This window comes from Motilimonas sp. 1_MG-2023, assembly GCF_030547455.1.
Classification (GTDB): domain Bacteria; phylum Pseudomonadota; class Gammaproteobacteria; order Enterobacterales; family CBDFNC01; genus Motilimonas.
On record NZ_JAUOPX010000007.1, the window covers coordinates 55,894 to 76,957 of the forward strand.

The following is a 21,064-nucleotide window of genomic DNA, read 5'->3' on the forward strand; positions in this document are numbered from 1 at the left end:
GCTATTAATGATCCAGCGTTGCGCCGCCATCAATACGCAGGTCGTGTAAGGTGATATGGTTAGCCGCATCAGACATCAAGAACAATATTGATTGCGCAATGTCGGCTGGCTCAGCGATTTTATTAAGGGGAATACCTAATCGAAACTGCTTGGCGTCGCCAGCAATCACCTGCTCTTCACCGTAGTTTTCGTGCCACAGCTTTAGTTGCATTTCGGTACGGGTTGAACCCGGACTGACAAGGTTACAACGGATCCCTAATGGCGCGAGTTCTATCCCCATTGACTTGACCAACATGTGCAGCGCCGACTTAGATGCCGCATAAGCCCCCATATTGGCTCTGGGTGTATTGGCGGCATTGGAGCCAACGACCACAATATTGCCTTTGCGGCGTAACTTCATGCACTTTGCCACCCCTTGCATGGCGGCTAGAACGCCAAACGAATTAACCATAAAGGTTTGTTCTATTTGTTCTGATGGCATATCACACAGCGATCCAAGGTGAAGAATGCCTGCACAGCTAACTAGGTGATCGAACTCACCCAACTCTGTCACCCATTGAGCAATACGCTGTTTCACCTGCTCAGGCTGTGACAAGTCCAGCTTTGCCACCCTAAGTTGCCCCGGATACTGCGCAGCAAGGACAGCGCTGTGACTGGCTAGCAATTGTTCATCAATATCCGTTGCCAGCACCTTGGCCCCCGATTGGAGTAAATGCTCTAGGGTACTAAACCCAATACCTTTGGCAGCACCTGTTAATAACACGTGCTGCTGTTTAAGAAACTTTTCCATGTGTGAGATGAACCGCCTAAATAAAAACCAACTACCTGCTGCCTGGCGCGAATAAATATCCAGCCAGGCTAAAACCAAAAGATAAAACCTAATAACAATTATTATCATTAGCATTTATCAAAAAGTAAATGTAATCTTACTGACCAAAATAAGCAACCCGATGAAGTGCACAATCCATTAACCATGTTTGAGGGTGATTGTGCAGCGTCATCACGATCTATATATCAAGAGGGATCTGTTATGAAACGTGAAGTGATTGGCTATTCAAAAATGGAAAGTGAGCTTTTGGATAATGAGCTAGCGTCTTCTCCATTCTTCTTCGCTTCTCCTAACAACACTATGCTAGGTAAAGGCATTGAAATGGAATGCCACCAGCCTATTGCATTTTCAGCATTAGCTGATAAAGCGAATGCTATGCTACAGGACGCTAAAAAGTCTGAATCCGATAACCCGGTTTTGTTTGGTATTGTGCCATTTAATGAAAAAAACCCGACCAAATTCATTATTCCCGAGCAGTTGTTCGTATCGAGTAGCACCCGAGCCTTGCGCCAAAACGCACTTACGCCAGCCAATGCTCGCGTGATTTCTTCGCCAAGTGGTCATCATTACAAACAAGGCGTATCCGATCTAATCAATTTGTTTGCTCATACCGAGCTTGCCAAGGTCGTCCTTTCACGCACTATCGACGTGGCAACAGACACAGATATCCAGCAGCAAACACTGCTACGTAACCTTTTATCTATCAACGCGAAAGGCTATACCTTTGCAGCCAATATCAGTGCCGAGCAAAAGCTGATGGGAGCCAGCCCTGAGCTGCTGGTGGCAAAAAAAGGCAGTCATCTCATTTCTAATCCGTTGGCTGGCTCTCGCCCACGCTCTGATTCAGATGAACAAAATCAACACGCCATTAACTCACTGCTCAATACCAGTAAAGATCTACACGAACACGGTTTAGTGGTTGAAGAAATCGAACGGATCATGAGTAAGTATTGTTACAATTTGTACACGCCTATGGTGCCGTCGGTGATCGAAACCAACACTATGCTACACCTTTCAACTGTGCTAGAAGGACAAGTCAATGATCCCGCTATCAACGTGCTGAAGGTCGCCGCTGAGCTTCACCCTACCCCTGCGGTTTGTGGTTACCCAAGAGAAAAAGCTTATGAGGCCATCAGCAAACTGGAGCAATTTGATCGCGGTTATTTTACTGGCATGGTTGGCTGGTGTGATTCAAGAGGCAACGGTGAATGGGTGGTGACCATCCGCTGCGCTGAAGTACAAAAGCGACAAATTAAAGTGTTTGCTGGCGCCGGTATAGTAAATGGCTCCCACCCACAAAGTGAACTAGATGAAACAGGCGCTAAGATGGGCACCATCCTCACTGCGGCCGGTATCCAACTAAACGATCTACTGACGGCTTAGGTGAAATAATGAGTGCGGATAAACAGTTAGATTTAACTAGTTGGCCAGCACCTCTGGCCGCACAATACAGAGCATTAGGCTACTGGCAAGACAAGACGTTATTTGACCATTTTCAGCACACCGTGAGCCAATTCAGTGGTGCCACTGCGCTTGTTTGTGGTCAACGCCAGTTTAGCTACTTACAGATGGCTGAACAGGTGTCGCAACTGGCGTCAGGTTTCCAGTCGTTAGGGCTCAACCAAGGTGACAATGTAGTGCTGCAGATGACTAACGTCGCCGAGTTCTATTTTTGTTACTTTGCGCTTTTACAAAAAGGCATTCGCCCTGTGTTAGCCCTGCCCGCGCACCGTTTTTCTGACATCGCTTATTTTTGCCAACATGCACAAGCGAAAGCTTACATTATCGATGGTGAGCCAGCGGGTTTCGACTATCAAGGATTAGCCAAGCAAGTGTTAGCACAAAGTAATACGCTGCAACACATAGTGGTTCGCGGTGCGCCTGAAAACTTGCAAGATCAGAGGTTCATTGCCTTGGAGGATATCAAAGGGCAAGCGGATCATAGTCAGACGGCAACGGCATCAGATTTGGCTTTTTTTCAACTTTCCGGAGGCACAACAGGTACGCCAAAGCTGATCCCTCGCACCCATAATGACTACGCTTATAGCGTGATAGGCAGTAATCTCATCTGCCAATTTGATACCCACACGCGCTACCTTTGCGCCCTGCCAGTCGCACATAACTTCCCGCTCAGCTCTCCGGGTGCTTTAGGGGTATTTTTTGCAGGAGGAACCGTGATCCTAACGCAAGACCCCACACCAAAATCGGCATTTAAGCTTATTGAAGCGCATAAAGTAACGGTATCGGGCTTAGTTCCCCCCCTAGCATTGCTCTGGATGGAGCAGGCGCAATCGACTCAATATGACCTTTCAAGCCTAGAATTAATTCAGGTTGGTGGCGCCAAATTTAGCGAAACAGCCGCTAAAGCACTGCCAAACAGGCTTGGCTGCCAGCTACAACAAGTGTTTGGCATGGCTGAAGGGCTCGTTAACTATACCCGACTAGATGATCCAATTGAGATAATCGTGTCCACCCAAGGCCGGCCCATTTCAGTCCATGACCAAGTCAAGGTAGTGGATGAAGACGGGCACCCTGTGGCGGTGGGTGAAGAAGGTTTTTTACTGACTCAAGGTCCCTACACCATTCGCGGCTATTACCAAGCCCCCGAGCACAATCAGCACTCGTTTGATCAGCAAGGCTTTTATCGCACCGGCGATATCGTCAAACTCACGGAAGACGGTAATATTATCGTCACCGGACGCGATAAAGATCAGATCAACCGCGGCGGTGAAAAGATAGCGGCAGAAGAAGTCGAAAACCAACTGCTACGCCACGAGGGCGTGCATGATGCGGCGTTAATCGCAATCCCAGATAGCTACTTAGGCGAACGCAGCTGCGCGGTGATAGTGAAGGTTGCAGGCGTTGAAGTTAACCCGATAAAACTCAAATACTTCCTTCGTGACAACGGCCTAGCCGACTACAAAATTCCCGATCTAATCAAGTTTGTCGATGCCCTACCGAAAACCTCGGTCGGTAAGATAAATAAGAAACAGCTGAGAGAGGAATATGCGCGGCTTTGAGCCCGCCTTGCGGTATACAATATCTGTGAGGAACGCAGTTAATCCCTTAATCATGGATAAGGGTTTAACTGCCGCTTTGAAGCAAGAGCTATTCGTCGACAGTGTAGTGCCGCCAGTTAAAGTAGGCTTCACCAGCCAAACTCAACATGGCTAAATCTTCTTTTGTGTCACCGTAGGCATATATTTTTTCGTACTGCCCTAGTTCAAACTTAGAATGGATCAATTTCGGCTTATTTGCACAACTACAGTCACCATTGACATAACGTCCAGAAAACCGACCACGGTCAACTTCAAGCTCACTACAAACGAGGGAAAACCCATTTTTAGTACACCAAGGTTTTAAATACACATCGAGTGATGCAGACACGATAACAATTTTATCGCCATTCTTTTTATGCCAATTCAGCTTTTTTATAGCCACTTCTCTAAGGTATTTCGGCACAATATCCTCGGCATATTTCTCCCCAGCAGCTACGATTTCATCAACATTCCGGCCAAAGAAGGCCACAAAGCTAGCAATGGTTCTCATTCTAGGGGCCGATATAACACCCAGTTTATAAAGGATAAAAAAGGGTGGCAGCACTATTTTTCCCAGTAGTGCTCTTCGCTTTGTTCCAGATAAGTGCAGAAACTTGGTGTACATATCTGCATTCGTGATCGTTCCATCGAAATCAAACAGTGCAATATTCAACGTTCGCCTCCCTAATGACAAACCGCAGCTCTGGTAAATGTAAAACCTCACCAGCGAACCATATTTAGACTATATAAAGTCTAATGATTGACTTATTATCATACTACCTATAGGATAATAAGTATCACTAGGATGACCAGCTAGTGATAAACCAATTAAATGCACGGTGATATGACAGTATTGGATCCGAGCAACTGGAGGACACGCGAGATGCGTATAGAAACAATAAGTTATTTGAAAAAAAACGCAGCCAACTTGGCACTTGAAGAACCCATGACAATTACACAAAATGGCAAACCAGCCTATGTGATAGAGTCTTACCAAGAAAGAAAAAAAAGAGATGAAGCAGTCGCACTGCTCAAGTTAATTTCTTTCTCAGAAGAAGACGATAAGAACAACCGTGTGATGACAAGTGAAACCTTCAAGGAAAGATTGGCCAAAAGAAGATCTCAACTTGGAGAGAATATTGATGAGCCAAGAAGTGCGAATTGAATATACAGAAACGTTTGAACAGCTGACAAACAACTTAATTAGTTTTATGGCTCATCACATGGAAGAAGATAAAGCCATAGAAAAAATACAAGCAACAATTGAACATTTTGAAGATCTTGTCAAAGAGAACCCCCTAGCAGTCCCCTTGTCGCTCACACTATTAGACCTTGGCATAAAAACCATAAGAGAATATAAATACAATGGATTGCGCATCTTGTATAAAGTAAAAGAGCAAGAGATGACAACAATACAATGCAGCGTCATCATCTCACAACGACAAGATATAGAAAGAGTGCTTGTAGACCACTGTATTCTATATAAATAACGAAAATATAACGTGCTTTAAGAAGTTAGACGCCCACCAAGCGGCATAGGCTGGTGCAGCATCGCGGCATCACTGCCGCTCCTAGTTTTTTCAACATTATCAAAGATTAATACTCTGCATCCATCACGTCGTGGCGCTCTTGATGGTAGGCTTCTTCGTCTTTGCCGCGTTTCCAGTATGGAATGGCATACATGCTCTTTCTCGCTAGTTTGTATTCATCTTTGAGCAATTTACGACAGGCAATCACGCTGGCATTTTCACCGGCAATAAACGCCGATAGGGTTTGCGCACCCTCGGGCTTAGCTAAGCCGCTGATGGCATTACTTAACAGGTATTGATCGCTGTTGGTGTCTCGCACTAACCATTGCAGTGTTACGCCTTGAGGATGGGCGATGTCATGTTTATCGGCAATATCCTCAAGCTCAATAAAGGCGTAACCTTGGGAGTCTGCTGGCAAGCTTTCCAGTAACGCGCTGATAGCGGGCACAGCGGTCAGATCGCCGGCAATAATGTGCCAATCTGCTGGTTGGATCAGAGGCTCTGGCCCTGCAGGGCCAACCAAACCTATTTGCGAGCCTGCTTGCGCTTTAAATGCCCAACCACCGCCGGGGGCGTCGGTGCCATGAATAACAAAGTCGATATCCAGCTCGTTGGCATCGGCGCGGTATTTTCTGACGGTGTAAGCTCTGGGCACGGGCTTATGCTCGGGCCAGATGATGGTTTCACCTTCACGGTACGGCAGCTGCAAGATGCCGCTTTCTCGGTTAGGGAAAAACACCTTAATATGAGTCCCATTTTGATCTTCAGGAAAGCCCTTGAGGTCTTCGCCTGTCACGGTAACGCGCAATAAGTTTTTAGACACCGGCTGCTTACGAACAAAGTCCAGCAACATAGGATAGGTACGCTCGTTGTTATCGCTCATCATTTTACCTTTTTGAATTTGCTGGTTAAGCTGATACTTGCTCTTGCTGAGTGGTGAGGGTTGCTTCGATGGCATGCCACCATTCTTGCAACGAAACCGCCTCAATTAATTGCGCAAACGACACGTTCGCCCCTTGTTTGTTCCATTTTTCCACCAGCGTCATGGCGCGCATCGAATCTAGCCCCATAAACATTAGGTTTTCGTTTACATCTATATCGTTAGCATCGACACCTAAGGTATTAGCGACATCGAATTGCAATACATTTAGGCTTAACCCCCCCCCTTTGGCAGCACTAACTTCAGCCACCGCTTGATCTAAGGTTTTAATGCTACCTGCTCTACCCGCCACGTAATTTAAGGTGTGAAGATGGTCTTGGCGTGTGAAGTCAGCAATGGCGTCACCGATAACAAACGGCTGCACATCGTACATAAAGGCATCTAATGCGGTCGATAAGATACCTATGTGGCCGTAAATACCCGAAATGATTAGCTGGGTTTTGTTATTTTCGCGCATGTACTCAAGTAGAGGCGTTTTTTTAAAGGCGCTGTAACGCCATTTAACGAACTCAATATCGTCTTGCTCTGGCGCCAATGTGGCCACTACAGGCGTATGATCGCCATTTAAACCTGGCCCCCAAAAATCCGTTAATAAGGCGCGGTCTTTTGGGTCTTGATTGGCGGGTTGAGCGGTATAAACCACAGGAATACCCGCAGCTTTGGCTTGTTTTTTAAGCTCTTGAATATTCGTTAAAATATCCGCCATTGGCGCGGCATTCAGCTCATAATATCCAACAAAATACTCCTGCATATCGTGGATCAGCAGCACGGCTTTACTTGGCTCAATTTGCCAATTGGCTGTGTTAGTTGGAAACTCGGTGTGCGTTGGCAAGTCGTAACTTGCTATTTTTGGTATCGCCATTCGTAATTGTCCTTAATACTTTCATCAGCGCCGGTTCATGATGCAGCCTGATAAATCAAATCTTGTGTGCTCAGCAACTAAAGTAAAAATGTGAAAACAGAGCAGCGAAATGCGCTCGTTGCTACCCCAGCTGATAATGTAAAATCGTAAAATCAAGTGACGGCATTGTCGGGCTCGGCTAGCCCTCTTTCGGCACGCCAATGTTTAATTTGCTGGTTGATGTACCAATCTATGATGTTGGTAAACAAGTTTTCGACATACTCGGCCGACATACCGGCTTCTTCGGCCCACTGCTTTCTGTCTTGCAACATCACTACCACGCGCTCGGGCGCAGGAATACTCTGTTCATCCGGCTTAAATTGGGCGGCGGCTTTGACATAGCCCATGCGCTTAGCGAGGATTTGCACGATTTCTTTATCGAGCGTATCTATCCCTATCCGAATATCATTGAGGTTTTCACATGCTTCTGGTTTCTTTAAAGATGACACGTTAGTTTCCTTTAATCTTATTTCCCTGATGCAACTTAAATTTGTGTATTGACCCAAGGGCTTCCGTCTGGACCTAGTACGCGCTTTTTGTCAATTTTTCCCACCGCGGTTTTAGGCAAGCTAGGCACTATATGCAGCTCATCGGGCAACTTGAATGAGGCCAACCCTTGCTGCTTGAGAAAGCTGCGCAATTCTTGCAGCGTGGGAGCAAGGCTTTTTTTGACCAAGGCAACGCCAATTTTTTCGCCTAAATGCTGATCGGGCACAGCCACTACCGCCACTTGTGCCACATTCGGATGCATCAGCAATTGTTCTTCTATTTCGTCGGTGGCAATACATTCGCCGGCGCGGTTAACCACATCTTTGATCCGACCTGTCACCACGATATAGCCGTTTTCATCTAAGATGGCGCGATCGCCACTGCGGTAGAAGCCCTCTTGGGTAAAGGCACGCGCATTATGTTCTTGAGCGCGATAGTAGCCTCTTAAGGTATAAGGGCCCCGCGTAAGCAGTTCACCTTCTTCGCCTAACTCAACGGGAGCGCCTTCGTCATCGACAATGCGAACCTCATCCCACTGACTGACTGGCCGCCCTTGCTTAGCGGCAATTAACTCTTCGTCATCATTCAGGCGCGTACAGGCGATCAAACCTTCCGCCATGCCAAAAACTTGCTGCAAGGCACCGGGAAAGACTTTTTGCACCGCCAACGCATCGCTGTAGGCTAGCTTGGAACCGCCAATTTGCATCACTCGCAAACTGGAGGTATCGGCGTTTTCCCACTCCTTGGCCGCAGTCCATAGCTGTGCCAACGCAGGGACTAATGCGGTCGCCGTTACCTTGTCTTGCTCGATCACTGCAAAACAATAATCCGGGCTAGGGTTAGCAGTGAAAATCACCTTGCCACCCACCTGTAGCGCCCCCAATAAGCCGGGGCAACCTAAGGTAAAATTGTGCGCCGCAGGCAATACAGCGAGATAGACTTCTTCACTGGAGAAGTCACTGGCAGCGGCACAACTTTGGATATTAAAGCGGTAGTCGTTGTGGGTTCTAGGGATCAACTTAGGCAGGCCTGTGGTGCCGCCTGACACTAAAAACAAGGCAGGGTGCTCGGGAGCTGATGCGACGGGAATAAATTGAGCCGCATTACCTTGAGGCAAGGTTGAATACTTGCCCGCCTCGCCAGCGATATAAATATGACTTAATTGCTGTTCAAATTCGCGGCTTAAGGCATCGGCAATGTTCAAGGCTTTGCCGTCGTTGTCTAAATTAGAGCCAAAATAAGCTTTAGCGCCAGCCAACTTGATAAAGTGGCTAATTTCGGCAATGCCATGAGCAGGCAGCGCCAGCACGGGTACTAAACCCGCACGTTGTAAGGCAAAAAATACCTTAGCAAAAGAAAGACTATTGGCAATCTGGAAAACAACCCGATCTCCAGCTGTTAAACCGGCGTCTTGTAAACCCGCCGCCATTTCGTCTGCAGCTTGCAACAAATCGGCATAGGTTAATGCGCCACTGGGATCCGCTACCGCCGTTTTAGTCGGATGCCTTGCAACGCCTTCACTTAAAATTCCCCATAGTGGTGTGTTTTGCCAAATGTTGGCATCACTAAATTTCTTGGCTTGATGGGCTGGCTGATCCACAAAGCCGTCCAACAGGCCATGTTGAACCGTATTCTCCTTCAACGCAGTTTCCATGTTATTCCCTTTTATAATTGGCGTATGCAGTTAAGAGGCCATCCCTCCTTCCGCTTGGGGCTGCAATGGGTGCTTACCCACAAAAACGAATAACAATGATAATCATTTGTATCAAACAATCAAGTAATGATATTGTGTACCGCGAATTTGAAGTCACTATTGGAAGTTTTGCTTCCGAACAACAAGGAAATGATTTTGTCAAAGCAAGAAGCGAATATTGATTTGTTAACCATGGTCAGCCAGTTACTCAATGTGCCTGCCGAATCGGTTACCCCCGACGTGAACCTAATTGAACTCGGCTTAGACTCCATCAGCATGATGCGCCTAACGGGCCAGCTGAGAAATGCGGGGTTAGACATTAACTTTGCTCAGCTAATGGCGAACCCTACATTAACTTCATGGCAAGCCATCATCACATCAACTGAAGCAGGCTAGACATTTACTTTGTTTAGCTAATGGCGAACCCTAAATTAGCCTCATGGCAAGCCATCATCACTTCACCTAAAGCCACGGCATAACATCCAAAATCTATTTAAAGCAGCTCAGCTAAATCACTGAGCTGCTTTTTTATGCCAAAAAAACGCCCTGCTCTAGGCAAGGCGTTTTTAGGCTGGTTCTAACTGATTAGAAATAAAGTTCTACCGAACCACCAAATAGTCGAGGCTGCTGCTTGGTTAATACACCACGGAAGTTGTAGATATCGTCGTTTGAATCAAATAAGTTGGTTGCAAACAGCGCAACACGACCATGATCAAATACATAAGCTAGTTGAGTGTCAGCAACCCAGTAAGCATCGATTTTTTCATTGCTAGTGTTTTCAACATCGGTAAAGTAGCCACCTGTGTAACGTGCGTTACCACTGAGCTCAAAACCCTCAGCGATGGTGTACAAGGCACCAATGTTAGCAGTGAGAGAAGGTGCTCGAGGTAGTTCGTTTGACTCGCCCGTTGGCGACTCAAAGTGAGTTTTCAGCAAACCAACACCTGCAAATAGCTCTAAGTTATCGGTAGTAAACCAACGACTGCCAAGCTCTGCACCGTAGGTGTAGGCACCATCCACGTTATCTACACGCACATCACCATTGAGGGCAGTTTGTAGCACTTGGTAGTTGTCAAAGTCGTTATAAAAGACGTTAGACGTTAATTCCAACACATTGTCCAATACACTGTGACGAGTAAATAGTTCATAGTTCCAAACGTATTCATTTTCGTACTCATAAGGTGTAAAGCCCGCAAAGTTAATGCCATTAAAGCCTAAACCTGCGCCACCAGAGCTAAAGCCTTTAGCTGCGCGAATACCAATTGTTTGATCTTGTTGTGGCTTATAAGCAAACTCAAGCTTAGGTAAAAATACCGTCGATGTTTCATCATAATCTAAGCCATAAAAACCTGAATCGATGTTACGCTTTTTACCTTCACGCTCGAGTCGACCTGCAGCGACAACATCCAATGTCTCGGTGATGGCGTAAGTTACCTCAGCAAAAGCTGACATGGTTTCGTTTTTACCTTTCATTGGTGTTGATGAACCTAACTCTTCATAGGCTTCATCATCGTCAGACTTAAAGTAGCGCACACCCACTAGGCTAGACACATCGCCATCAGCTGAATTAAATCTCAGCAAGGGTTCAACTTGAAATTGCTTACTATCCGAGCTGATATCTTGTTTGCCGCGACGCGCAGCCGGATCTGAGTAGCGATTGTACGAAAGATCGGTGTAAATCAGGTTGTTTTCGAACGTTAGCGTATCGGATATTTTGTAAGATAAATCCCAAATGCCGCTAGCGGATTGGGTTTCGTAAATGGCACGCATATCTGCATTTTGCTCAGTTTCAGATTGTGGTCCACGCGTATCCATATGAGCAAACGTCAACGTGGTTTTAAATCCTGGCAATCCCATAGGTTCAAACAAGAACTTACCGCGCGCCGTCATCATCTCAATGCGGTTTGGATCGCCTATTGGCTGGTAAGTTGTTAGATTTGCATAACTGTCGCGTTTTTGCTGATCAACACTCAACCTGAATGCTAGCTGATCATCAATAATCGGAGTGGAAATAACAGCAGCTGTCTGCGAAAAGTCTTGTTGACCAAGCCCCGCTCGGGCTTTGGTTTCAAATTCATAGGTAGGGTCATTTGATTTTAAAACAATGGCACCAGCCGATGCATTACGGCCTTGAACATAGCTTTGCGGCCCTAGGTAAATTTCAGCTTGCTGCATATCCCACAGCGAAAGCGGGCCAAATGCAGCTTCGGAATAGCCTAAAGAACGTCCATCAACGGAAAGGTTCAGTCTTGGCATCGAGCCACCAAATGCTGCAAGTCCGCCAATCGAAGGACCTGAGCCGTCAACACCACGAACCGAAGGTAAGTTGTTACCAACACCAGAATCCACAATATTTGGTGTTAGTTGTATCAGGTCATCAATCTCAGTCGCACCAGGGGTGGTAGCGATGCGGTCTTCGTCAAATACGCTGACACTCGAGCCGGTATCATAAATTGATCGTTCTGTTTTCTCACCGTATACCGTAATGGTTTGGTTTGAATTGTCTTTAGTGGTTGCAGCTGTGCTTTTATCTGTTTCTGCAGTAGCTTGACCACTCACACAGAGACCCAAGATGATCACAGATAATTTACGCAACTTAAATGTGCCGCTTCCTAACTCACTCTCTGGCGTTTGACGTAATGCCGTCATTAAAACTCTCCTTCATTTAGCATTAACAGTAGGTACGTTGATGTACCCGAGATGAATGAGTGATTTGGAAGCATTTCAAACTGAGTTGAAAAGGCATGGGCTCAAAGAATGAGTAGTAAGCTGAACTTCCGATGTTCCTCATTGACCTCTGCTTTGGTACACGGGCCAAAATTTTGATTAAACATCGTCAGGCTAATGGAACGTAGAAAACGCTCAAAAAAGCCAGTAAGTAAAACACATAGTTACTTCTTTCAATAGCTTGACGAATGACGAAGCGAACTTTATAGATTAACAAGACAAATGTAAAGCATTCTCATTTATAAAAATAAGTAATTATTGTTTCTGTTTATTTTTTTGTTGTAAGCTACTTTTAGTGAAATAGACGACTAATCAGCCCTCTATTTCACTCCAGCTGTTGCAGGGTTTTAGTTAAATATTGCAATAAATCATCTGCGTGTCGCTGTAATTGGGATGGGCTAAATAAACGCGTTTCCGCTTCTATTTTTAATGACAGTTTGGTTGCTTGCCTGGCACACCGAAAAGTCACATTGAAGCCGTCAGCCACCCCACCAGCAATAACACGCTGCTGTGCAGAACAAGCTTGAAACTCAGGAGGGTCAAAAGGTAAAACATTAATAAAAGGAGAAAGGCAATAATGACCACTTGACCTTTGTTTATTTTCGACTCGGTAGCGACCGTGACGATAGTGATTTCTTAGTTCAGTTACCGCTCTTTTTAAGAAGAGATCGATCGCTTCATTCTGGTCAAGCCTCACCAAATAAGGAATAGTATTCACCATCAAGCCAGGTGTATTTGCGCACGGATTACCCATCCTATTCATATAAGGTAGCCATACTGGCAGTGGGTCACGCTCTGGCTCACCGCGCCAATGTTGGTAGAGATAAGTAGCGCACAGTAAGGTAAGCATATCACCCCAACCTATCATTAACTTTTGCGCGGTCGTGACCAGTGCACAACTGACTGAAGCGGTAACATCTCGTTCTGCCACCGTCGTATCTGTCACCTCTGCAACCATGTTACTGAGTGCGAGGTTGGCTGTATCGAGGTAATGATTCCAATAGACTTTATCACTTTCAAAACGACTACTTTGCTGGTAATCCCCATGCTCTTTCAGGTAAGTATCAAACGGTTTAAAGGCGCGCTGTGACGCATCTGTCCCATTCAGTAAACACTGATATATATGGGCACAGCGTTGCTCAATCAAATACATGCTATAGCCATCGACCGCGATATGATGAGTGCGTAGATACCAAAGCACCTTTTCATTATTAATCACATAGAGCTGGACTTTGGTCATGGTGTCTTGCACCAAGTCGATCGGCGTCGCGACATCCAAGCGCATATTAGCATCGGCTTGCTCTAGTGCATTATCTTGGTCACGGAGATCCACCACCTCGACGCTAGGTTGTTGATGGCGAGCGACCATTTGCTGTGGATAAGACGCACTGTCCGCCCACTGAAACTTAAGGTGCAAGGCTTGTGCCTCTGCAACGGCTTGGTTAATGGCCTGTGCTAGTTTATTAATATCCACGGCGCCAGAGATTGCCAAGCAATGAGCGACGATCGATAGAGGCTGGTCTGGGTGTCGAACAAATTCATCCCAATAGGCTTGCTGCGCATTGGTAAGGGGCTGCCAAGCATGGCTCATCATGACTTATTACCTAGTAATTTACGTTGCTTTAATATGAAGCGTTTAACCATAGCACCGACTATGTCTGGCGCTTCTTGATGCGTGGCATGGGCTGTCAGTGGAATATTGGCAAAGCTGCAAGCGCTAATCTTGCTCTTTAATGCTATCGCTTCATCGAGGGAAAAAATGAAGTCGTTGTCCCCCCTCATGATCAAGGTGGGACAAATGATTTGCTTCACTAGGTCACCGGGGTAACCTGATTTGGTGTTATCAAACCAAGCTTGTTTAACCGCAGCGAGTAGCTTTGAGAAGTCAGGCTCAGGATTTGACCGTTCATATAGCGCGACATCGTCAGCAAACCGAACACGCCAAAAGTCAGCCGTTAAGTTAGCCAACAACTGCATTGATGGATCCTCAGCATTGAGTCGCCATTGTGCACCCAAGGTGATCAAAGAAATGACTCGACTTGGCGCTTGTGCAGCCAATCGGTAGCCTACAATCCCGCCATCGCTAAAACCAAAAATGGCATACCGATCAATGGCGAGATAGCGTAGTACAGCTTCCACGTCCTGCTGATACAGCTGGTAGCTGAGTGGCAAAGATCCTATTAATGACTTGCCATGACCGCGAAAGTCCACACTTATTAGCTGAAAATCATTCCCTAAGTATTGATGAATGGGCTTTAATTCATGGCCAGAGCCAAGGCCACCGTGAAGCATTAGCAACGGCTCGCCAGCCCGATTACCTGAGATTTGGTAATACACCCTTGAGCTGTTTACTTCTATATAACCAGTTTTAATTATCATTTTACCGCCAGACGACTTGTCTATTGCTGTAAGCAAAAATAAACGCCTTCCTGTTGCAGTCGCAGCGCCAATGGCTGAGATATTGCTACGGAGGACCACTAGATAATGATAACGCTTTTCATTAGCACTTTTAATAAAAATATATTACCTGTATATTCCACCCCATGTGTCTAGCTATTTTGTTTTTAAAGTCAATATGATGAGCCCTATCAAACAATTATTTATATTAAATGCAGCTTGTATGACAGCCATGATGTCGATTATCCCTGTGATTGGGCCCATTATCCGAGAAGTGGGATTACTTGAGTGGCATGGCGGGTTAGTGGTTGCGATGTCAGGAATTACTTGGTTTCTCAGTGCCAAAAAATGGGGTGACAGCAGTGATAGAATAGGCCGAAAGCCGGTATTGCTGGTAGCCACTTTCGGCTACGCCTTCTCTTTTATCCTAATGACGATATGGCTAGATTTGTCATTGCAGGCTAGCTTTAACTCCCTTGTTATGCTGGTTGGTTTGATCTTTTTACGCGCGTTGGTGGGGTTGTTTTTGGCCGCCATTACACCAGTTAGCAATGCATTTGTTGCCGACATATCAACAGCAGAAGAGCGTCAAAGTGCCATGGCCAGCATTGGCGCAGCAAGTGCTATTGGCTTAGTTGCGGGGCCAGCGCTGGGTGGGTGGTTGTCGCAGTACTCGCTGATCCTACCGCTGTATGTGTTGTCGCTTTTACCAGTCCTTGCTTGGGTATTTATTAAACTTCACCTACCGGTAACCGAAATAAACAAAGCGCCTCCAGAAGCCACTGTACGCTTATTTGATGCTCGTCTTCGCTTCCCTGCTCTGGCGATGTTTGCTTCTATGTTTGCGGTTATCACCGCCCAAATCATCATAGGTTTTTTTATCTTGGATCGCATTCGAGACACGCCAGAATCAGCCGCACAACTCGCTGGCATTGTATTAACCATCACCGGCATCACATTAGGTATTACTCAAGGTTTGCTGGCCAAAATTAAGCACAACGTTTTATATAAAAGCTTAATATTGGGTCCCCTAGCCGCATTCGCGGGGCTATGTATTGTGTCATTTGCCTATTCTGCAGCCATGCTTAGCTTAGGTTACATATTTATGGCAATTGGGCTCGCGTTACTGTTTCCCGCGATCCAAGCAATCACAGCCAATTCGGTCGCTAGATCTGAACAAGGCGCTGCGGCAGGAACCCTCTCCGCGATTCAAGGGCTATGCTCTATCTTGGCACCGGTTGTGGCCACTTTGCTGTACCAAACTAATCAATGTTTACCCTATTGGTTTGCTGCCTCACTGATGGCGGTGCTGTTTTTGTTTGTGCTAACTAATCAATCCAGATTTAGCGCTCAATCATAACCGTCCAACAAGGTAGACAAGTTAATCCGTTTATTAATTTGTCTACTGAATTACTACAAATATAGATTGGGTATGCCTACAAAAGATGAATTTACAGGTCGCTATTTCGATATCACTTCACCCTGCTTTTCATTGTGATATTCTAGCGCCCTGTGTTTAGCGCCAATTTAACGGAAACCTTATGTCACGTATTGAAACCAACTCTGCCCTCACCTTTATTACAGGTAAAGACGCCGCTCTGGAAGACTCTATTGAAACCATGCAAACCAAGCTAAAAAGCATTGGCTTTGATATTGAAGAGGCGTCGTGGTTGAACCCTGTTCCTAATGTGTGGTCTGTGCATATTCGTGACAAGGACTGTCCGCTGTGTTTTACCAATGGTAAAGGGGCCAGTAAAAAAGCCGCTCTAGCCAGTGCCTTAGGTGAGTTTTTTGAACGTTTAAGCTGTAACTATTTTTGGGCTGATTTCTACTTAGGTAAAAAAAATTCGCAAAGTGATTTCGTGCATTATCCCAATGAAAAATGGTTTAGCTTAACCGATGACAACAGCCTACCAACAGGCATACTGGATGATTATTTACACCAACACTACAACCCACATAATGAGCTAACCGCGCGGCACTTGGTTGATTTTAACTCAGGTAATGATAAGCGCGGGATCTGTGCCTTGCCTTTCACGCGCCAAGACAATCAAGAAACCGTTTATATTCCAATGAATATCGTGGCAAACTTGTATGTCAGTAATGGCATGTCAGCAGGTAATACACGCACCGAAGCGCGCGTACAAGCCTTATCTGAATTATTCGAGCGAAGCGTAAAAAACAAAATCATTGCTGATGGCATCAGCCTGCCAGAAATCCCAGCTAAAGTCATTGCCAGTTACCCCGGTATTAAAGCCTCGATTGATAAACTAGAAGCGGAAGGCTTTCCTATTTATAGCTATGACGCTTCATTAGGGGGTAAGTACCCAGTTATTTGCGTGGTATTGCTAAATCCTACTAATGGCACTTGCTTTGCTTCTTTTGGCGCACACCCTAAATTTGAAGTGGCTTTTGAGCGCACCGTAACCGAGTTATTACAAGGCCGCAGTTTAAAAGACTTAGACGTGTTCTACCCACCAACATTTGATAATGATGACGTGGCCGATCACCACAACCTTGAAACCCACTTTATTGATAGTGCCGGTTTAATTTCTTGGGATTTATTCAAGAAAAAAGCCGACTATGAGTTTGTTCATTGGAACAGCGAAGGCAGTTCGCCCGATGAATTTGATGCACTCATCGCGGCATTTGACGAAATCAAACAACCTGTTTATATCGCCGATTACGAACACTTAAATGTATACTCATGTCGTATTTTGGCGCCTGGTCTATCGGAGATTTACCCCGTTGAAGATTTAGTATGGCGCAATAATAGCGGTGGGAACAAGCTGCGTAAGTTGATGTTCAAGCTATCGAAGAATTGGTTTGACCAAAAGCAAGCAAGTAAAGTGCTCGATTACTTAGATGCGCAAGACTATAGCGAACAAGAGCGGGTATTTGAGCTGATTGGGTTAGCGTTTGAAGCTGGTAATCCATGGAAAACCCTGCGTGTTGGCGAGCTTCGTTGCTTACTTTCACTGACATTATGCGAACTAGAAGAAGCGCAAGAATGGGCGCAGTGGACGTTAGATTACGGTCAATCGACCCTTAGCCCAGCACGCATGCGTTTTTATGACTGCTTAAGCCAAGCATTGCAACTTGAGCTTGATGAAAATCGTAAGCGTAAACAGTACATCAAGGTGTTTGAGCGCATGTACAGCGCCGAGTTAGTACAACAAGTATTTGATCTGATTGATTTAAAACAGCCTAATTTTGGTTTAAGCCCAATCAATCAAAAACTAGAAGGTCATGCTTTACATCAAAAATTACTAACAGCCTACGATAAACTGCAACAGGCTAAAACTACTCACGCGACTAAACAGCACAAGCTGTAACAAATTTTCGGTCAATTACAACATAGGCAGCATTTTATGCTGCTTATGTTTCCCCCCACTCTTCTTCAACCTCCCTCTTTCCCCTAGGTTTATTATGGTTTTATGCCTTTATACAAAAGGTTCAGCGCCATTTTAATCGTGATAAATGCCTAGAGACTGGAAAAACAGGTTACCACTAGAAATGTAGTAAAATTACAAAACAAAATCATGATAAATGATCATGATCAATTTTCCCCCTCCACCCCTCTGCTATATTTTGTTTCAGAGAAAATGAAACGTAGAGGTGAGGAGTGAGAATGATGACATTAATGATTCAACTAATGCACACTCTAGATGTCGCCCAGATAGCGAAAAAAATGCTAGCCTTAGTCGTTTCACCTCCCGTTTATCATACCACCCAATTAACTTCTTTAACGCTACCAAACCAAGAGCTTACAACTAACAACAACACTGCTTTTTGTCTTGTAAATCACATCAGCATACTAGGCCCACGCCTTGCTTAACGATTGATTTAATAACAAAAACTAGTACTGGTAAAAGCATTAATGGTGGATTAGGCTAGAAGGTCAAAATAAAGTGGTAAATAAATAACAACAAGGTGAATACTGCTTATGGCCATGGTTAAGGTTTCCAGTCCATCATCTTGAAGTATTAAAGCAACATGGCATGTTAAACATATAGCTGTTAATGGCTTAGTCCATTAATGAAAATTAGTAATACATACTGTAGGAATACCGTTATGGCAGAACTTAAAGAGCAACTTACCCAAGCTTGGGCTGGCTTCACCGAAGGTGACTGGCAAAAAGAGGTAAACGTTCGTGACTTTATCCAAAAGAACTACACCCCATATGAAGGCGATGATTCTTTCTTAGCTGGCCCAACGGCTGCGACCGACACACTTTGGGAAAAAGTGATGGAAGGTATCAAGCAAGAAAACAGCACTCACGCACCAGTAGATTTCGATACTTCTGTTATTTCTACCATTGTTTCTCACGATGCTGGTTACGTAAATAAAGACCTTGAGACCATTGTTGGTTTACAAACTGAAGCGCCACTTAAACGTGCGATTATCCCTAACGGTGGTATTCGTATGGTTGAAGGCGGTATTGCTGCATACGATCGCGAACTTGACCCTGAAGTTAAGAAGATCTATACCGATTACCGTAAAACACATAACCAAGGCGTGTTCGACGTTTATACTGGCGACATTATGAAATGTCGTAAATCTGGCGTACTAACAGGCTTACCAGATGCATACGGTCGTGGTCGTATTATTGGTGACTACCGCCGCGTAGCACTATACGGTATCGATTTCCTAATGGCGGATAAAGCCAAACAACACAAATCACTTGAAGCTGAGCTAGTAGCAGGGACTAAACTCGAAGACACCATTAAGCTACGTGAAGAAATTTTCGAGCAATACCGTGCTCTAGGCCAAATGAAAGAAATGGCTGCGAAATACGGTTTCGATATTTCTAACCCAGCAACAACGGCACAAGAAGCGATTCAGTGGACTTACTTCGGCTACCTCGCTGCGGTTAAATCACAAAACGGTGCAGCAATGTCTTTCGGCCGTACTGCTACGTTCCTAGACGTGTACATTGAGCGTGACCTAAAAGCGGGTAAAATTACTGAAGAGCAAGCGCAAGAGCTAATCGACCACCTAGTGATGAAGCTACGTATGGTACGTTTCCTACGTACGCCTGAATACGATACATTATTCTCTGGCGACCCAATCTGGGCAACTGAGTCAATCGGTGGTATGGGTACAGATGGCCGTACTTTGGTAACAAAGAACGCTTTCCGTTTCCTAAACACCCAATACACTATGGGCCCATCACCTGAGCCAAACATTACTGTATTGTGGTCAGAAAGCTTGCCAGCAAACTTCAAGCAGTACTGCGCCAAAGTATCTATCGATACGTCTTCTATTCAGTACGAAAACGATGACTTAATGCGCAACGACTTTGACAACGATGATTACGCTATCGCATGTTGTGTTTCACCAATGATTGTTGGTAAACAGATGCAATTCTTCGGTGCGCGTGCCAACCTTGCTAAAACGCTTCTTTACGCCATCAACGGTGGTGTAGATGAGAAAATGAAAATGCAAGTGGGTCCTAAGACGATCCCTGCAATCACTAGCGAAGTGCTTAACTACGACGAAGTTTACGCTAACTTAGACCACTTCATGGACTGGCTAGCAGAGCAATACGTCACAGCTCTTAACTGTATTCACTACATGCACGACAAGTACAGCTACGAAGCTGCGCTAATGGCACTGCATGATCGCGATGTATCTCGCACCATGGCATGTGGCATTGCCGGTCTGTCTATTGCTGCTGACTCACTGGCTGCAATTAAGTACGCTAAAGTTAAGCCTGTACGCGACGAAGATGGTATTGCGGTTGATTTCGAAATTGAAGGCGATTATCCGAAATTTGGTAACAACGATTCACGCGTTGATGACATTGCATGTGAGCTTGTTGAAAGCTTCATGAAGAAAATCAAAGCACGTCCAATGTACCGTAACGCTCGTGCAACGCAATCTATCCTGACTATCACGTCTAACGTGGTATACGGTAAGAAAACAGGTAACACTCCTGATGGTCGTCGCGCAGGTACGCCATTTGCTCCAGGTGCTAACCCAATGCACGGTCGTGATGAGAAAGGTGCGGTTGCATCATTAACATCGGTATCTAAACTGCCGTTTGCTTACGCACAAGATGGTATTTCGTATACCTTCTCTATCGTGCCAAACGCACTGGGTAAAGATGACAATTCGCAACGCGCTAACTTAGCAGGTTTGATGGATGGCTACTTCAAGCACACGCCGAACACCGAAGGTGGTCAGCACTTGAACGTAAACGTTATGAACCGTGAAATGCTACTAGACGCGATGGAAAACCCAGACAAGTACCCTCAGCTAACCATTCGTGTATCAGGTTACGCGGTACGTTTTAACTCGCTGACTAAAGAACAGCAAAACGACGTTATCACGCGTACTTTTACTAGCTCGCTTTAATAGCTCGCTTTAATCCTGATATCAGGGATTAACTTGAAAACAAAAAGCCTTGCTCAGCAAGGCTTTTTTATAGCCGCTTTTCAAGCCCAATACTGATTAAAGATATAGCAATAGCGGGCCTTGTTCATTTATCGCCTTGACTGGCACCTCTATTGAAACTG

Annotated in this window: 18 protein-coding genes; 9 read left to right on the forward strand and 9 right to left on the reverse strand. The window is 45.3% G+C overall.

Going from position 1 to position 21,064, the window contains the following annotated elements; translation table 11 throughout:
- Positions 1-4: 4 nt before the first annotated feature.
- Positions 5-790 carry a 2,3-dihydro-2,3-dihydroxybenzoate dehydrogenase gene (locus tag Q4519_RS05355; protein WP_232801182.1) on the reverse strand — a complete coding sequence of 262 codons (786 nt, stop codon included), beginning with the start codon at positions 788-790 and terminating at the stop codon, positions 5-7.
- 240 nt (positions 791-1,030) lie between these two features.
- On the opposite strand from Q4519_RS05355, the gene Q4519_RS05360 reads away from it, so the two are divergent.
- On the forward strand, positions 1,031-2,212 hold the full coding sequence (locus Q4519_RS05360; RefSeq protein ID WP_232801181.1) for an isochorismate synthase: 1,182 nt from the start codon (positions 1,031-1,033) through the stop codon (positions 2,210-2,212).
- Between the two features lie 8 nt (positions 2,213-2,220).
- Positions 2,221-3,849 (forward strand): (2,3-dihydroxybenzoyl)adenylate synthase, encoded by a 1,629-nt coding sequence (locus tag Q4519_RS05365; RefSeq protein ID WP_303510430.1) that lies wholly within the window; start codon positions 2,221-2,223, stop codon positions 3,847-3,849.
- Positions 3,850-3,937: 88 nt separating this feature from the next.
- On the opposite strand, the gene Q4519_RS05370 is transcribed toward Q4519_RS05365, so the two are convergent.
- Entirely contained in the window at positions 3,938-4,540 is a 603-nt protein-coding gene (locus Q4519_RS05370) for an HAD family hydrolase (protein ID WP_232801179.1), read from the reverse strand.
- Positions 4,541-4,750: 210 nt separating this feature from the next.
- Here Q4519_RS05370 and Q4519_RS05375 point away from each other — a divergent pair, with 210 nt between their 5' ends.
- Positions 4,751-5,032, forward strand: a complete 282-nt coding sequence (locus tag Q4519_RS05375; RefSeq protein ID WP_232801178.1) for a type II toxin-antitoxin system Phd/YefM family antitoxin — start codon at positions 4,751-4,753, stop codon at positions 5,030-5,032.
- Positions 5,010-5,357 carry a hypothetical protein gene (locus Q4519_RS05380; protein ID WP_303510434.1) on the forward strand — a complete coding sequence of 116 codons (348 nt, stop codon included), beginning with the start codon at positions 5,010-5,012 and terminating at the stop codon, positions 5,355-5,357. Before Q4519_RS05375 ends, Q4519_RS05380 begins: the two co-directional genes overlap by 23 nt.
- 106 nt (positions 5,358-5,463) lie before the next feature.
- Here Q4519_RS05380 and Q4519_RS05385 read toward each other — a convergent pair whose 3' ends face one another.
- From Q4519_RS05385 to Q4519_RS05400, 4 genes are all read right to left on the reverse strand, one after another.
- On the reverse strand, positions 5,464-6,354 hold the full coding sequence (locus Q4519_RS05385) for a siderophore-interacting protein (protein ID WP_303510436.1): 891 nt from the start codon (positions 6,352-6,354) through the stop codon (positions 5,464-5,466).
- The gene (locus Q4519_RS05390; protein WP_303510438.1) at positions 6,305-7,198 is read right to left on the reverse strand and encodes an isochorismatase family protein; all 894 of its coding nucleotides are present in this window, start codon (positions 7,196-7,198) and stop codon (positions 6,305-6,307) included. The genes Q4519_RS05385 and Q4519_RS05390 overlap by 50 nt, the downstream gene beginning before the upstream one ends.
- 152 nt (positions 7,199-7,350) lie before the next feature.
- Positions 7,351-7,686: an isochorismate lyase gene (locus Q4519_RS05395; protein WP_232801174.1), complete on the reverse strand. Its 336-nt coding sequence runs from the start codon at positions 7,684-7,686 to the stop codon at positions 7,351-7,353.
- A 35-nt stretch (positions 7,687-7,721) separates the two neighbouring features.
- Positions 7,722-9,380 (reverse strand): (2,3-dihydroxybenzoyl)adenylate synthase, encoded by a 1,659-nt coding sequence (locus Q4519_RS05400; protein WP_303510440.1) that lies wholly within the window; start codon positions 9,378-9,380, stop codon positions 7,722-7,724.
- A gap of 195 nt (positions 9,381-9,575) precedes the next feature.
- Between Q4519_RS05400 and Q4519_RS05405 the strand changes: the two genes are divergently transcribed.
- Positions 9,576-9,815: a phosphopantetheine-binding protein gene (locus Q4519_RS05405; protein ID WP_303510442.1), complete on the forward strand. Its 240-nt coding sequence runs from the start codon at positions 9,576-9,578 to the stop codon at positions 9,813-9,815.
- 189 nt (positions 9,816-10,004) lie between these two features.
- On the opposite strand, the gene Q4519_RS05410 is transcribed toward Q4519_RS05405, so the two are convergent.
- The 3 genes from Q4519_RS05410 to Q4519_RS05420 form a co-directional block, all read right to left on the reverse strand.
- A complete protein-coding gene (locus Q4519_RS05410; protein WP_303510445.1) occupies positions 10,005-12,068 on the reverse strand; it encodes a TonB-dependent receptor in 2,064 nt (687 codons plus the stop codon).
- 403 nt (positions 12,069-12,471) lie between these two features.
- Entirely contained in the window at positions 12,472-13,740 is a 1,269-nt protein-coding gene (locus Q4519_RS05415) for a condensation domain-containing protein (protein ID WP_303510448.1), read from the reverse strand.
- Positions 13,737-14,525 (reverse strand): alpha/beta fold hydrolase, encoded by a 789-nt coding sequence (locus Q4519_RS05420; protein ID WP_303510452.1) that lies wholly within the window; start codon positions 14,523-14,525, stop codon positions 13,737-13,739. Before Q4519_RS05420 ends, Q4519_RS05415 begins: the two co-directional genes overlap by 4 nt.
- Positions 14,526-14,724: 199 nt before the next feature.
- Here Q4519_RS05420 and Q4519_RS05425 point away from each other — a divergent pair, with 199 nt between their 5' ends.
- The 4 genes from Q4519_RS05425 (at position 14,725) to pflB (ending at position 20,903) form a co-directional block, all read left to right on the forward strand.
- Complete coding sequence (locus Q4519_RS05425; protein ID WP_303510455.1) at positions 14,725-15,903, forward strand: MFS transporter; 1,179 nt, start codon at positions 14,725-14,727, stop codon at positions 15,901-15,903.
- Positions 15,904-16,084: 181 nt separating this feature from the next.
- Entirely contained in the window at positions 16,085-17,878 is a 1,794-nt protein-coding gene (gene ycaO / locus Q4519_RS05430) for a 30S ribosomal protein S12 methylthiotransferase accessory factor YcaO (protein WP_232801167.1), read from the forward strand.
- A 296-nt stretch (positions 17,879-18,174) separates the two neighbouring features.
- Positions 18,175-18,381, forward strand: a complete 207-nt coding sequence (locus Q4519_RS05435; RefSeq protein ID WP_303510459.1) for a hypothetical protein — start codon at positions 18,175-18,177, stop codon at positions 18,379-18,381.
- A 236-nt stretch (positions 18,382-18,617) separates the two neighbouring features.
- Positions 18,618-20,903: a formate C-acetyltransferase gene (gene pflB / locus Q4519_RS05440; RefSeq protein WP_303510461.1), complete on the forward strand. Its 2,286-nt coding sequence runs from the start codon at positions 18,618-18,620 to the stop codon at positions 20,901-20,903.
- Positions 20,904-21,064: the final 161 nt, after the last annotated feature.

What these genes read in the sequence shown, in the direction of transcription:
- Q4519_RS05425 (WP_303510455.1), top strand. Translation starts at nt 14,725, where the DNA reads ATGAGCCCTATCAAACAATTATTTATATTAAATGCAGCTTGTATGACA.
- Q4519_RS05410 (WP_303510445.1), bottom strand. Translation starts at nt 12,068, where the DNA reads ATGACGGCATTACGTCAAACGCCAGAGAGTGAGTTAGGAAGCGGCACA.
- Q4519_RS05390 (WP_303510438.1), bottom strand. Translation starts at nt 7,198, where the DNA reads ATGGCGATACCAAAAATAGCAAGTTACGACTTGCCAACGCACACCGAG.
- Q4519_RS05360 (WP_232801181.1), top strand. Translation starts at nt 1,031, where the DNA reads ATGAAACGTGAAGTGATTGGCTATTCAAAAATGGAAAGTGAGCTTTTG.
- pflB (WP_303510461.1), top strand. Translation starts at nt 18,618, where the DNA reads ATGGCAGAACTTAAAGAGCAACTTACCCAAGCTTGGGCTGGCTTCACC.
- Q4519_RS05380 (WP_303510434.1), top strand. Translation starts at nt 5,010, where the DNA reads ATGAGCCAAGAAGTGCGAATTGAATATACAGAAACGTTTGAACAGCTG.
- Q4519_RS05375 (WP_232801178.1), top strand. Translation starts at nt 4,751, where the DNA reads ATGCGTATAGAAACAATAAGTTATTTGAAAAAAAACGCAGCCAACTTG.
- Q4519_RS05435 (WP_303510459.1), top strand. Translation starts at nt 18,175, where the DNA reads ATGATGACATTAATGATTCAACTAATGCACACTCTAGATGTCGCCCAG.
- Q4519_RS05355 (WP_232801182.1), bottom strand. Translation starts at nt 790, where the DNA reads ATGGAAAAGTTTCTTAAACAGCAGCACGTGTTATTAACAGGTGCTGCC.
- Q4519_RS05365 (WP_303510430.1), top strand. Translation starts at nt 2,221, where the DNA reads ATGAGTGCGGATAAACAGTTAGATTTAACTAGTTGGCCAGCACCTCTG.
- Q4519_RS05385 (WP_303510436.1), bottom strand. Translation starts at nt 6,354, where the DNA reads ATGCCATCGAAGCAACCCTCACCACTCAGCAAGAGCAAGTATCAGCTT.
- Q4519_RS05420 (WP_303510452.1), bottom strand. Translation starts at nt 14,525, where the DNA reads ATGATAATTAAAACTGGTTATATAGAAGTAAACAGCTCAAGGGTGTAT.
- Q4519_RS05415 (WP_303510448.1), bottom strand. Translation starts at nt 13,740, where the DNA reads ATGATGAGCCATGCTTGGCAGCCCCTTACCAATGCGCAGCAAGCCTAT.
- Q4519_RS05400 (WP_303510440.1), bottom strand. Translation starts at nt 9,380, where the DNA reads ATGGAAACTGCGTTGAAGGAGAATACGGTTCAACATGGCCTGTTGGAC.
- ycaO (WP_232801167.1), top strand. Translation starts at nt 16,085, where the DNA reads ATGTCACGTATTGAAACCAACTCTGCCCTCACCTTTATTACAGGTAAA.